9 protein-coding genes and 2 pseudogenes are annotated in these 13779 nt (G+C 36.6%); 2 read left to right on the top strand and 9 right to left on the bottom strand.

Annotated features, from left to right (window positions below; genetic code table 11):
• Window positions 1–85 precede the first annotated feature (85 nt).
• A complete protein-coding gene (locus tag FHY60_RS13710) occupies window positions 86–1819 on the bottom strand; it encodes a MutS-related protein (RefSeq protein WP_139905555.1) in 1734 nt (577 codons plus the stop codon).
• Window positions 1816–2844, bottom strand: coding sequence for an alpha/beta fold hydrolase (locus tag FHY60_RS13715; RefSeq protein WP_163216118.1), 1029 nt, complete (start codon window positions 2842–2844; stop codon window positions 1816–1818). The genes FHY60_RS13710 and FHY60_RS13715 overlap by 4 nt, the downstream gene beginning before the upstream one ends.
• Before the next feature lie 150 nt (window positions 2845–2994).
• On the opposite strand from FHY60_RS13715, the gene uvsE reads away from it, so the two are divergent.
• Window positions 2995–3954 carry a UV DNA damage repair endonuclease UvsE gene (gene uvsE, locus FHY60_RS13720; RefSeq protein ID WP_139905557.1) on the top strand — a complete coding sequence of 320 codons (960 nt, stop codon included), beginning with the start codon at window positions 2995–2997 and terminating at the stop codon, window positions 3952–3954.
• Between the two features lie 100 nt (window positions 3955–4054).
• Here uvsE and tsaD read toward each other — a convergent pair whose 3' ends face one another.
• On the bottom strand, window positions 4055–5077 hold the full coding sequence (tsaD, locus tag FHY60_RS13725) for a tRNA (adenosine(37)-N6)-threonylcarbamoyltransferase complex transferase subunit TsaD (RefSeq protein WP_139905558.1): 1023 nt from the start codon (window positions 5075–5077) through the stop codon (window positions 4055–4057).
• A gap of 175 nt (window positions 5078–5252) precedes the next feature.
• Between tsaD and FHY60_RS13730 the strand changes: the two are divergent.
• Window positions 5253–5849: pseudogene (locus tag FHY60_RS13730) on the top strand (HAD-IIB family hydrolase); the annotation flags it as partial.
• A 155-nt stretch (window positions 5850–6004) separates the two neighbouring features.
• On the opposite strand, the pseudogene tnpA reads toward FHY60_RS13730, so the two are convergent.
• The 6 genes and pseudogenes from tnpA to FHY60_RS13760 form a co-directional block, all read right to left on the bottom strand.
• A pseudogene (gene tnpA / locus FHY60_RS13735) lies at window positions 6005–6217 on the bottom strand (IS200/IS605 family transposase); the annotation flags it as partial.
• A 174-nt stretch (window positions 6218–6391) separates the two neighbouring features.
• Window positions 6392–7354 (bottom strand): aminoimidazole riboside kinase, encoded by a 963-nt coding sequence (locus FHY60_RS13740; RefSeq protein ID WP_139905560.1) that lies wholly within the window; start codon window positions 7352–7354, stop codon window positions 6392–6394.
• A gap of 9 nt (window positions 7355–7363) precedes the next feature.
• Window positions 7364–8854, bottom strand: coding sequence for a glycoside hydrolase family 32 protein (locus FHY60_RS13745; protein ID WP_139905561.1), 1491 nt, complete (start codon window positions 8852–8854; stop codon window positions 7364–7366).
• 26 nt (window positions 8855–8880) lie between these two features.
• On the bottom strand, window positions 8881–11166 hold the full coding sequence (locus FHY60_RS13750; RefSeq protein WP_139905562.1) for a GH32 C-terminal domain-containing protein: 2286 nt from the start codon (window positions 11164–11166) through the stop codon (window positions 8881–8883).
• A 73-nt stretch (window positions 11167–11239) separates the two neighbouring features.
• Window positions 11240–12859: an ABC transporter substrate-binding protein gene (locus tag FHY60_RS13755; RefSeq protein WP_139905563.1), complete on the bottom strand. Its 1620-nt coding sequence runs from the start codon at window positions 12857–12859 to the stop codon at window positions 11240–11242.
• 26 nt (window positions 12860–12885) lie between these two features.
• Complete coding sequence (locus FHY60_RS13760; protein WP_243122155.1) at window positions 12886–13779, bottom strand: carbohydrate ABC transporter permease; 894 nt, start codon at window positions 13777–13779, stop codon at window positions 12886–12888.

The raw sequence follows: 13779 nt of genomic DNA on the forward strand, positions 1-13779 counted from the left end.
TTAAGGAAAGTGGATTGGTTGTCCATCAACTTTTCCTTAAAACAAAGCGTCATACTATTTATTTTATATCCTTCACAGTAGCGTATCATCCTGTGATCTGCTTTTCTGCAGCCTGTACAATAACATCCGGATAACCTAAGTACTCCAAAAGCCTTATGGCATTTCTGGTGTTTGATACCCCTTTTCTTATTTTATAATCAAACTGCAAACCTTCTTCGCTGTCTACATTCTCTGTGAAATAGTAATTTTCAAAGTTCTCTGCTAAAAGTTCTGTAAGTTCCAAATCATGGGTAGCTACTATGGCAGTAGCATTATGTTTAATTATATATTTCAGTATTTCTGCGGAAGCACTTATTCTTTCCACGGGGTTTGTACCTCTGAAGATCTCATCTACTATGCATAATACCGGTGTTTCATCAGAGCAGCTGTTTATGATTCTCAGCACAGCCTCTGCTTCACCAAGATAGTAACTTTTACCTTGCAAGATACTATCGTTTGGGCTTATAGAGGTCATTATATTGTAAAAGCAGGCTTCATATTTATCAGCAGTGACCATATAGATGGTTTGGGCCATTAAAGCACTTAAGCCCAAGGCCCTAAGATAGGTTGATTTTCCTGACATATTTGAGCCGGTAATTATTACACCGCCTTCTTCAATATTTATATTATTTGTTACAGGATTCTCAAGAAGTGGATGTACTAAGCCCTCTGCCTTTAGTAATCTTCTTCCTTGAACAAACTTAGGTTCTGCAAAAGTATCAATTTCTACTCTATAGGAAGCTATGGAGATTAGGCTATCTAACTCACCTATTAGCCTGTACATTTTCTGCAATGCTTCTCTATTTTTTATTATGTCATCAATTACCCTATAATAGCTTCGCTCTTCTATAAGATAAATTATCTTGAAATAATCCATTAATACATCCAATCCTTCTGTAATACCAATATTAGTGCTTTTCTTTGCTATAGAAGCCACCTTGCTGAATATTTGCTTCAATTCTCCGGTATATGTACCTAATGTTTCATTTTCAAGCTTGCTTGCTGCTCCAGCAGCCCTTACTAAATCTGAAAGATACCTAATAGAGTTTATGCTTACATCATTTTTCACTCCGTGATTCATATGTATATATACATTTATCCCAAAGCATAAAATAAAGGATATTATTGCAGCATAGGGAGATATAAAATACAATAATATCGGTAATACCATGGGCATAACAGCAGCCAAGTTTGTAACTACTCTCATGTAAGTCTTGACATCCATCTCTCCCCATAATATAGCTAAAAGATCATTATCTTTTAGTCTACCTGCCTTGTGCAATATTACCTGTAGCTTCTCCCTAAGTTCCCTATCTTCTTGTAAAAGCTTAATAAGGCTATTTCTTTTCAATAATGGCGCTTCTTCATAAAGAGGATTTCTCAGTATGTCATACAACACCTGTTCACCAGCGGTAGTAAGGTTTCTGTCTAACATTATGTAGATATCGTTCATGTTTAAATCTTCCCAGGTTTGGTCATCTATATATTTCCCAGTGCAATTCTCTGATAATCTATCAAAATATCTCCTTGCAATATCCAGATTTCTCTTTTTATTATGAGGCTTTCCCCAATTTTCCATTATATACTGGAGCATTATTTCTCTATCTCTTTTGCCCTTAAAAAAGTAGCTAATAATTATAAATATTAGCACAATGATAAAACCAAAGTAGTACCTATTATCCGTATTTTTCCCTAAAGTATACGAAAAATAAGCAGCAACACCGGCCGCCGCTAGAAATAACTTCATGAGTAAATCGTAATTTTTTTCAATTTTCATCATAGTTTACCTACCTTTTTAACAATTCTATTCACTGCATTTACAATTGCATCAGGTCTATCTATATGAATATAACTTCCGCATCGTTCTACCAGTGTTTGTTCTGCTTTTGAGGATAGTCTCTCCAAGCTCTTTTGCTGTTCAATATATGCCTTATCTTTCTCATCATCAGCAAATTTATGGGCCGGAGTAAGTATCTCCACAAACTTATCCTTCAAAATGCCCTCCGTTTGTATGTTGTAATCATAACCACTTAGCTCTTTTAGTTCCTTATAATATGCAGCATAATATTTTGAGGTAACCTTTTGACTGTGGAATAGGTCTTTTTCAGTATCCGTAAGATTTTTTAAAAACTCCTCATTATCCTTTAATAAATTTATTTCATGAGCCAGTCTTATGCCTCCTGCATAGGAAAAAAATCTGGATATTCCTATTTTAGATATCTCCTTTAAAATCCCCTTTTGAAATTCTTCTGACTTTATATCTTCTTCCATTAAACTATCCACAAGTACAATACCCGCTACTTCCTGTGGATATTTTCTAGCAAATTCAGTGATTATTAAGCCTCCATACCCATGTCCAACTAAAATATATGGTGATGAGACACCAGCACGGGTTAAAGCTGTTCTTAAATCCTTAACAGCTCCAGGTATGTCCATTTCTTCCCCGGAGGAATCACTCCAACCGTAACCGTTTCTTTCGTAGCTGAATACCCTATAGTCTTTGGATAGTTCTTCCTTAACATTATTCCACTGCTGTATAGGTGTTCCTATGTCACTTTCAAAAACTATGGAATATTTTCCGGACCCGCTGGTATTTGCCATCAATCTATAACTACCGACAGAATACAATTTTCCCTTCATTTTAAAACGATTCTTGTCCAATTCTGTTGCTATAAATTGGTACAACACCCCACAAAAAAATAAGAATATTATAAAGAAAATTGAAGTTTCCAATATCTTTAGCCCAAAATGCTTTTTCTGTTCTGTATATCTATGAAAAATATTAGTTGAAAATACTAATTTCATCTTAAACCCTCCCATGAAAGCATAACAATCAAATATACTTTTACCCATCTAATATAATATCATAATTATATTCTTCTAAACACCGTAAAAATATAGAATTCTGCAGATAATAAACTATGATTATAAATTTAATAGAATTGAGGTGCTTTTATGAGAGTAAGACTAGGCTATGTTGCCATAGCTCTAAAGCTTCCCAAGGTTACTTCCTCAAGTAATGTAACCTATACGCTGTATCAGAAATTGGCTTCAGATGAAAAGAAGTTAGAAAAGATAAAGGCTGTGACCTTAACAAATTTGGATGACCTGTATAAAATCCTCCAATATAATGTGGAAAACAACATTCATTTTTATAGAATAACCTCCTCCTTGGTGCCTTTGGCCACTCATCCTGATGTTACTGACTGGGATTACAGAAGGATCTTCAAGAAAGATTTTGAAAGGCTGGGAGCCTTTATCCGAACTAATAATTTAAGAGTTGATACCCATCCCAATGAATTTAATGTTATAAACAGTGTTAAACCTGCTGTGGTAAAAAGCACTATCAGAAATCTCTGGTTTCATGTTCATCTCTTTGAGGATTTGGATTACCCTTTAGGCAAGATGGTGCTCCATGTAGGCAGCAGTGAAGGCGGTAAAGAAGTGGCCTTAAAAAGGTTTATAGAAAATTTTAGGGCTATGCCTCAGGAAATTGCTAGGCGGCTGATACTTGAGAATGATGACAAAACCTTTACAGCTTTAGAGACTCTTGAACTGTGTAAAACTCTAGGGGTGCCTATGGTTTTTGATATACATCATCATAACTGCAACAACAATGGTGAATCCATTGAAGAGTTTATAGGAGATACTCTGTCAACCTGGGACACTGAAAAACTGCCTCCAAAATTTCATTTCTCCAGTCCCAAAGAATCGCCGCTGGATAGAAAGCACTCTGATTTCATTGTAGCTGAAGACTTTATCCGCTTTATAGATATATGTAAACCCTATGGTAAAGATATTGATATAATGCTGGAGGCTAAAAAGAAAGATCTTTCTTTGTTTAAATTAATGGAGGATCTTAGAGCAATAAAAAAAGAGTGGAAGTTTATTGATAACTCCACCTTTGAGGTCTAGTGGCTCTAATATAATGCTTTGTTTTAAGAAACAGTTGATGGCATAAAAGCTTGACCATCAACTGTTTCTTAAAACATTTATCTATATTGGTGTAATGATTTTATCTCTCCCCAAGCTTTAAATTTGGCATGGCGTTCAGGTTAAGCGAAGATCTGACTCCTCTCAAATACTCAAAATAAGCTGCACTTCCTATCATTGCTGCATTATCGGTGCAAAGTATCGGTGCCGGAAACAACACTTCAATACCGTATTGAGCACCGGCTGCAGCCAGGCTGTTTCTTAGTGCAGAATTGGAGGCAACACCACCGGCAATGGCAATCTTATCTACCTTTCTCATCCTGCAGGTCTTGATAACATTATCTGTAAGCACATCCACCACTGCCTTTTGGAAGGATGCCGCAACGTCTGCTTTATTTATTTCTTGTCCAGTCATCTCCATCTTATTCAAGTAATTAAGTACTGCAGATTTGAGCCCGCTGAAGGAAAAGTCCAAGGTTTCCTCATGGAAATTTGATCGTGGAAACTTTATAGCATTTTCATTGCCTTCTTTAGCCAACTTATCGATGACTGGACCACCAGGGTATCCCAATCCTAAGGCCCTGGCTACCTTGTCATAGGCCTCACCTGCTGCGTCATCCCTTGTCTTTCCTATTACTTCAAATTCTCCGTAGCCCTTCATGTGTACAATAAATGTATGTCCACCGGACACTACAAGACAGACAAAGGGCGGTTCCAAATCCTTATGCTGTATAAAATTTGCGCTGATATGGCCTTCTATATGATTGACCCCAATCAAGGGTTTCTTTAGGGAGTACGCAAGTCCCTTCGCATACTGAAGCCCTACCAGTAAAGCACCAACCAGTCCCGGTCCATAGGTTACGGCTACAGCGTCAATATCTCCAATTTCAAGCTTTGCTTCCTCCAATGCTTCCTGCACCACTGCATTGATAACCTCCACATGTTTTCTGGAAGCCACCTCCGGTACAACTCCACCGAACTTTTTATGTATATCAATTTGAGATGCTATAATATTTGAAAGCACCTCTCTACCGTTTACTACTACCGCCGCTGCAGTTTCATCGCAGCTGCTCTCTATTGCAAGTATTTTAACATCCTTTGGCATAAGCATTACCTCTTCTTTTGACAAAATAAATATATACTTTAATATTATAACAAATTCAAAATTATATACAACAAAAGATGTATAATTAAGATATAGGGTGAATAGGAAGGGAATCTTATTTTTACTTGAAGAACTCAATATTGAACAGCCAATAATTTGATACAGCGGAGCTTACGTATTGGACAAAGGAACACCCTTATTGGATATAACTATTCCTGAAGAAGAAGTTAGACAGGTATACCGCTTAGCAAGGGCTGCCGGTGTTCATGTAAGCCTGTACAAAGAAGATCAATGGTATATAGCAGACATGGATCAATGGGCAAAACAAGAAAATGAAATAACTAATATTGAACCTACTATTATTAACTTTGACGACTTACTTGATCTTTGGGCTAAAGATAAGTCAGGCCCTAACAAAATTTTATGCATGGCAGAACCCGCCAGTATCAAACTTTTGAATAATCCCCTTAAGGATTATTTGTGTAACAAGCTAAACATTTATCCTTCTAAGCCAACCTATTTGGAAATAATGCCGGCTACTGCTTCGAAAACCTCTGTCATTGAGCTTTTATGCAAGAAGTTTAATCTAAGCAGTTCAGAAGTTATTGCTATGGGGGACAACTATAACGATATTAATATGATTGAATATGCGCGCCTTGGAGTTGCTATGGAAAATGCACCGGAGGAAGTTAAGAGGTATGCTGTTTATATAACTTTAACTAACGATGAAGATGGTGTAGCTGAGGCTATAAAAGTGCATGTACTTAGTTGAAGATAATAAATATCCACCGGCATAGCCGGTGGTTTTGCCTTAACGGGCGTAGCCCTTTACTACTAGCCACGCCTAAATGGCGTATAAACGATCTGGCACATGCGAATCCCTGTTACCAGCTACCCGTCAACGGGTTATTTTGATACCTTTTACCCCTTAGGAGGTATCTCAAGTAGCATATGTATATGATCTGGACATACTTGAGCTTCTATTATATTTACTCCTTTCCACTTACAGAGCTCTCTTAGTATCGCTCCAATCTCTAATTTTTCCTATCCATAAAATACCATCCTTCCATAATTCGGCGCAAATACTACATGATACTTACAATTCCATTTCGTATGTGATAAACTATGTATGTCGTTCACTTTTAACGACCTCCTTTTGATGTTTGCTTGCAGTTGCCAGACCGCAAGTTTATTCTACATCAAAAGGAGTTTTTATGTCATGTCTCACCGCTTAAGATTTACCGAACCCCACATCTAACGTAGGGTTTTCTTAAAACAATAAACAAGCATCTCAAGTATGCTTGTTTATTGTTTCTATTTACCTAGTAATTTATTTACTTCTTCCATGACTGGTAAGGCACTGATAGCACCTTTCTTAGTTGTGGTCAATGCTGCTACTGCATTGGAAAAGGTCAGAACTTCCTCCATAACCTGTGATGATATACCTTCCAAATCTATACTTCTATCTATCAATTGATATAGAAATGATCCCATAAAGGAATCCCCGGCACCGGTGGTATCTGTAACCATAACTTTGAAACCTTTCACTGATATTTCTTGGTCTTTGTAGTAAGCTGTAACTCCTTTTCCACCTCTGGTTATCAACAAAAGCTTTATATCAAAGCAGGATAGAATCCATTGAATTGCTCCTTTTTCTTCATTTATATCAGTTATGAATTGGAGTTCATCTTCACTTATTTTTAATATGTCTGCATATTTTATAAAGGTCTTAATGATTTTTTTATATTCCAAATAATCTTTCCATAGTGGAAGTCTTATATTGGGGTCAAAACAAATTAAGCCTCCCTTTTCTTTTACCGCCTCGATAGCTTTTACGTGTGCTTTTCTTACCGGTGCATCCACAAGACTTACGGAGCAAAAATGAAGAATATCTCCTGTTGTAAACCATTTGGGATTGATTTCACTTTCATCCAGCAACATGTCTGCACTTGGATTCCTATAGAAGGAAAAGTCTCTTTCTCCGTCCTCCTTTAAGGATACAAAGGCAAGTGCTGTGTTTGCCTGATCGGTTCTCTGCACATATGCTGTTCCCACACCAACTTCTTGAAGGGTTTCAACAAGAAAGTCTCCAAATGCATCTTCACCTAATTTTCCGATAAAACAGCTATTTCCTCCAAGCCTTGCTACTGTAGCGGCAACATTGGCCGGTGCTCCGCCGGGTGCTTTTTCAAAGGATAGGACATCTTTTAAAGCAATCCCTTTTTGCTCTGGTATAAAATCTATCAGTGCTTCTCCTATTGTGAATACCCTTGACATAATTACCTCCTATGGTTTGATTTCCCATTTATTAAGATTACATACGGAAATATTGTCATCCGAGAAAAACTCAATAGCCTTTGAGTAAGCCTTTGGATAAACGGTGGCAGTCATTACTCTTTCACCCTCTTGTATAAATACTTCCACTGAAGATCTATCAATAAATATTCTTAGTTTTAATTTATTGTCCATCAGTGCTACCGGTACTTTCCTTATGTCCTTGTTAAATTCTAAAGATTCCCTTCCTGTAATGTCTTCACCATTCTTAGAACGGTCTAAAATAACTTTGCCTTCTGTACGGTCATAGTAGATGACAGTTTGCTGGTCTTCACCCATTAATACCTTAAGCCCAAAGGTATTTGCATTTAGAGCATCTATATCAAGCTCCAACTCAACAGATTGTCCTTCTACTCCTTTCAAGCTTAAATCACCATTTACTTTAACATTTTGATAGCTAACTGGATTTACTCTGTAGTTCTTAACTTCTTCAATAGGAAGTTGATATAGTTTTCCATCAATAATTTTTAACTCTCTAGGCAATGTCATAGCTCCTGCCCAGCCGTGACTCTTATCATTGGTAGGCATACTTCTTTCCCACATTTGCATCCAGGCTATCAATATACGTCTTCCCTTGTCATCAGCTAGAGTTTGTGGTGCATAAAAATCAAATCCAAAGTCTAATTGATCTATGATTTCATAATCATACTTACAATTTTCCAAATCCATTTTTCCCAACATATATACGCAAGAGTGAAGATTACTATATCTGTCACCGTCTCTTTCCAAGTACTGTGGTGACATGATTATTACATCCTTATCTTGCAGTTTGAAGAAGTCAGGGCACTCCAGCATTTTTCCAAATTTATTTTGACTATGAAAAAGCACTCCCAAGTACTCCCAACTCTCCAGTGTTTTTGACTTATACAGCAGCAACTGTCCGCTAGTGTCCAGATGTCTGGACCCTATAATCGAATAAAAAGTATCTCCTTGTTTAAATATCTTAGGGTCCCTAAAATCTTGTGGAAGTGCATGGTCAGGTAAATCTTTTGTATCCAAAACCGGATTATTCTTTAGCTTTTTAAACTCAATTCCATCCTCAGACATGGCAATATTCTGTACCTGACGATTACTTTCGGGATATTCAGGATCTCCATTTAAATTTCCGGTATACATTAAATATAGTTTACCATCTATCTCAATAGCACTTCCAGAAAAACATCCTTGTGCATCATAATACATATCAGGAGCTAAAGCTACAGGCAGATGCTCCCATTTAATTAAATCCTTGCTCTTTACATGGCCCCAATGCATTGGTCCCCATTCACTGCTGTATGGATGGTATTGAAAAAACAGATGATATTCTCTATTATACCAGCAAAAACCATTAGGGTCGTTTATCCAGCCAACCTCTGCCATGGCGTGATAACCTAAACGGAATTCAGAATTTACTTTATCTTTATTTTTCTCAACATATACACGACTTTTACTAAGTTTACTCATTACAATTCACCCTCTAAGTTAAATATTTAATATGCCGATTTTAGTTTCCATATTCTCAAACTTTTAACTAATGAGTTACCAAAATTATTATCTGTCCATAGAGATAAACCTAGTGCATCACGTCTCGTAGGGTAGACTCTTGAGGTTAGTCCTTTCAGATTATTCACATATACCTCAATCATGGATTTGTCCAAGAATATATGAAGCTTAAGTAACTCTTCACCAATATCTACAATTCCTCCCTGTATGCCCTTTTCATATTCAGGATTAAGAGTAGACTTATTTCTATTAATCAGGATTTCTTTTGTATCATATTTATAATATAATAAAGTCTCTTCTTCACCGTCTGCCGTTTTTCTTAAGCTTATTCCCACTTCATCGGCCTGTCCCCTACTAATCTGTAGTTCAATCTCTATACAATCATCTTTGATAAATTTAATAGCTTCATTTGCCTCTTGTAAGGTTATATCTTTCAAATTAACATATTCTTCTTGTCTTAAGGTTTTAAGTTCGGAGATAGGCTCTATTCCAACTCTTCCATCTTCCCTTAGGAACACACTTATTGGTAATCCTCCATTATGGGCCCATCCAGAAAGATTTTCATCCATGGCAGGTCTTTTTCCCTGGGCAATACTAAAAATTATGGTTCTTCCCTTTGGATCCACCATTCCGCTTGGACCTGTAAAATGTTCACCAACATCTAAAAGCTGTGGCTCATCACTGTCTAAGACAAAGTTGTAATTGTTCTTATCCCAGGTCCCTGTCCAGTACCAAACATATTTAACATTATGAGGACTTGGTTTAAAGAACCAAGGATTTATTAAAAGGACATACTTATCGACTCCATTGGAATCCTTGCCTATAGGTAAGAATACAGGCAACTCCCAAACTTCACCGGTCTTCGGATGCCTCTTATAATCTCCTATATGCAAAGGTTTTCTATATTCCCAATTAAACAGATCTTTGGAGGTATATAAAAGTGCCGTTCCACCCACGCTTTCGTCATTCTTTTTTATTCCGGAACCGATAAGTGCGTAGTAGACACCTTCTTCCTGCCATACGAAGGGGTCTCTAAATTGCCCAAAGTGTACTTCACCAGCTTCCGTCTCTATATGTTTATCTTGTAGAATAATTGGTTTATGATATTTTTTCCAGTTTTTTAATTCTACATCTCCATCTTCTTTAAAAGTACTGGTTGCCAAAGCAATGCACTGACTGTATATTGGCCCATCTCCTGCTGTATATATAATTGTAGGAACACCATTATGGACTATAGTGCAGCCTGACCAATCTCCTTTAGCATCAATTTCGTCCTTTCCCGGTGTTAATGCACAAGGAACATCCTTCCAATGGACCATATCATCACTTACCATATGCCCCCAATGTATTTGTCTCCACAGCGGTCCATGGGGATTGTGTTGAAAGAACAAGTGATACTTACCTTCAAAATACAAAGGGCCATGAGGCTCATTCATCCAATAACCTGGAGAGATAAAATGATAAACTGGTCTATATCTGTCATCTTTAAATATGTTCCTGTCAATTAATAAATCAGGTTGCGGTAGTTCCCCTCCAAATTCACTTAAATAGCCTTTATATAAAATTTCAATCTCTTCTTTAGATAATGCTGATTTATATATTTTTAATTCATCCAGTAAACCGCAATAACAGCTCACTTCATAAATATCATTTATTTTTGGAGAGTTATTAGTTTTACCAATAATTAATCTCTCACTTGTAGGAGTTATAAGTGAATTCTTAGGTAAGTCTTTATACCCTACCTTCTCTCCGTTAATATATAATTCTATAAATCCATTAATTCCGTCATACACAGCTGCTATATATGACCATTTATTTAAAGGCAGCGGTTTATCTTCTATCCTCAATCCATACCAGCTACCATTGCTTGCAACTTTAAATTGGAGGACTCCAAAGTGATTTAGGCCTAAAATAAATCCCTCTGTATTCTCTTCATTATGTTGATTGATAATTGCAGTTATGCCACCATTCTGGCTATATTCGTGGCATCTTGGTGCTACCCATGCTTGTATGGACATCTTATTGTTTGTTTCACTAATGATATTTATATCCTCTTCTATCCATGTAGAACATCCATCAAACAATAATGCACTCCCTCTTATACCTTTATGCCATACAGGATCTGAGGATGATTTAAACTTTGCATTATTAAAAACATAATTTATTAAACTACTTTTATTGGAAATAACATTATGAACTATTTTGCCCTTTACCTCATCAAAATTCCAGTAAGCTACTAAGTCCTTTATTAAATTACTCAACGCACTTATCATTACATCCACCACCGTTACAATATTTTTTAGTGAGGGATTCAACTATTAGCCTTATCCCTCACTATTACATTGATTACTTGTTACTAACTTGTCTATCGTAAGCTGTTTGAATGATCTTTACATATTCTTCATAACCTATTTTCTTTAGGTCATTGATGTAGCTATCCCATTCCTTCTCTATTCCACCACTCATCAACCACTGTGCTCTCTTCTTGTTTACGTAATCTTTAAGATCTGATTCTATTAGATTCTTCTTTTCTACTTCTTCAGGTGTAAAGAATAATGCAGGAATGTTTTCCTTTTCCATGTATGGTATAAAGGTCTTTACTCTCTCTATTCTTACCTTCGCTCTTTCTTCCATATCTACTATTGTTTCAAAGTCTTCCGCTGTTACTACACCAACTCCGTTTGGTGCTACCTTCTGTCTGAATTCTCCCATTGCTACTCCTTCCGGTAATGGCAGATTCACTAGTTTTCCATCTTTCTCTTCATATACTTCTCCTATTGGTCCCCAGTGCATTTGTGCAGTCATCTTTGGCTCGTAATGCTGATCTATCCATCTTGCTGTTACTTCTGGGTACTTATTGTCCTTTGTAATTACAAAGCTTCCTCTTGAGAACGGTGATCCATTCATTCTTGCTATCTTTTGTTCTCCATTAGGTCCCTTTAATGGTCCTACTAGTACATAGTCCTTTTCTCTATCCGGCCCTACTATTTCTGTTTCTTCCCACCAAATAAATGAACCTAATGTCACTTCCGGTGTCTTACCCTTTGCAAACAATGCATTTGGATCACTGGTTTGTGTAAAGGATTCTTTGTCTATTAGGCTTTCTTCTACCCATTTATGGAAATATGCTATTGCTTCTTTGTACTGTTCCTGTGCTGCTGTATAAACTATTTTTCCGTCTATTACAGCTAAGTGATCATTAGGATCTCCAAGTCCAAAGGAACCAAAGAAGTTTCCTATATCAGCACACCACCACATGTGTATGAAGCTCATTGGATTTTCATCTTTCTTGCCGTTTCCATTTGGGTCCTTATCTCTAAAGGCTACTAGCACATCATGTAACTCATCTAAAGTTGTTGGTACTTCCATACCTAGTTTGTCTAACCAATTTTTATTTATGAAAAAGAAGTATGGGTTTGCCGCTATCCACTCTTGTCCACTTCCCATTTCTTCACCATGTGGAAGGGAGTATATCTTTCCGTCTGGTGAAGTTATGAAATCTTTTATGTCCGGGTTATTTTCAAGAAGCTTCTTAACATTTGGCATGTATTTATCTATTAAATCATCTAGTGGTATTATCGTTCCATCTTCGCTGTATTTTGTTAAGTCAAAGTCTGAAAAGCCTGCATTATAGAAAGCATCCGGAAGGTCACCGCTGGCCAATAGGAGGTTCTTCTTTTCTTGATAATCAGCTTCAGGTATGTTATTCCACTCAATATGAACGTTTGTGGTTTCTTCCAAGTTCTTGAACAATGTCATTTCATTATAGTTTGGAGCTAGAGGCGCCTTTGGCGATACTATCTTCAGCGTTATTTTTTCATTAACTATCGGTAGGCCTGTTTCATTAAGGTTATTTGTAATAGTGTTATTTTCTGTTGTGTCTGTAGTATTCTTTTTGCAACCTGCTGCAAATAAACTGGATGTAATCAGTAGTGCCAACATTAGTGATAATCTTCTTTTTTTCATTTTTCTTCTCCTTTGTTTTTTTATTTTTAACCTTTAATAGACCCAATCATAACTCCTTTTACAAAGTACTTCTGTATAAAAGGATATATTATTAGAAGTGGTAAGGATGAAACCATTATCACCCCATATTTTAATAACTCTTTAGCCCTTTGCTTTGCCATAAGTGTTTCTACATCCACCAACATTCCTTTCTCAGGTTCAGCTTGTATTAATATATTTCTAAGTATAAGCTGAAGTGGATATTTTTTTTCATCGCCCAAATAGATCAAGGCATCGAAGTATCCATTCCATTGTCCAACTATAGTATAAAGGGCCAATACTGCAATTATTGGTTTTGAAAGTGGTATTACTATTTTGAGAAAGAAACCAATATCTGAGCATCCGTCAATTGCCGCTGCTTCTCTTAACTCGTCCGGTATGGTTGATTGAAAAAAGGTTCTGGCTATTATTACATTCCATACAGACACTGCGCCAGGTATTATCATGGACCATAGTTTATTTGTCATACCTAAATTTTTTACCAGTAAATAAGTTGGTATAAGTCCTCCACCAAAGAACATTGTAAATAGGAATACAATCATAAAGAAATTTCTTCCATAGAAGTCTTTTCTGGATAAGGGATATGCGCCAGTGATAGTCATAACAACACTTACCAATGCACCTAACCCTGCATAAATTATTGAATTTCCATAGCCTCTCCAAATAGAGCCATCATTAAATATTCTCTTATAACCTTCGATGGTAAGTCCTTTTGGGAAAGCCCATACATTTCCTGTAGCTACCAGATTTGGATCGCTAAAGGACGCTATAACCATAAAATAGATGGGATATAATACTACCACGCAGGCAACTCCAAGTACGGAATAGTTTATTATATCGAATATAACATCTTCCCTTGTTCTTCTTTTCGCATTAAACAA

This window comes from Clostridium thermarum, from assembly GCF_006351925.1.
Lineage (GTDB): Bacteria > Bacillota > Clostridia > Clostridiales > Clostridiaceae > Clostridium_AU > Clostridium_AU thermarum.

What these genes read in the sequence shown, in the direction of transcription:
- FHY60_RS13710 (WP_139905555.1), bottom strand. Translation starts at nt 1,819, where the DNA reads ATGATGAAAATTGAAAAAAATTACGATTTACTCATGAAGTTATTTCTA.
- FHY60_RS13715 (WP_163216118.1), bottom strand. Translation starts at nt 2,844, where the DNA reads ATGAAATTAGTATTTTCAACTAATATTTTTCATAGATATACAGAACAG.
- uvsE (WP_139905557.1), top strand. Translation starts at nt 2,995, where the DNA reads ATGAGAGTAAGACTAGGCTATGTTGCCATAGCTCTAAAGCTTCCCAAG.
- tsaD (WP_139905558.1), bottom strand. Translation starts at nt 5,077, where the DNA reads ATGCCAAAGGATGTTAAAATACTTGCAATAGAGAGCAGCTGCGATGAA.
- FHY60_RS13740 (WP_139905560.1), bottom strand. Translation starts at nt 7,354, where the DNA reads ATGTCAAGGGTATTCACAATAGGAGAAGCACTGATAGATTTTATACCA.
- FHY60_RS13745 (WP_139905561.1), bottom strand. Translation starts at nt 8,854, where the DNA reads ATGAGTAAACTTAGTAAAAGTCGTGTATATGTTGAGAAAAATAAAGAT.
- FHY60_RS13750 (WP_139905562.1), bottom strand. Translation starts at nt 11,166, where the DNA reads ATGATAAGTGCGTTGAGTAATTTAATAAAGGACTTAGTAGCTTACTGG.
- FHY60_RS13755 (WP_139905563.1), bottom strand. Translation starts at nt 12,859, where the DNA reads ATGAAAAAAAGAAGATTATCACTAATGTTGGCACTACTGATTACATCC.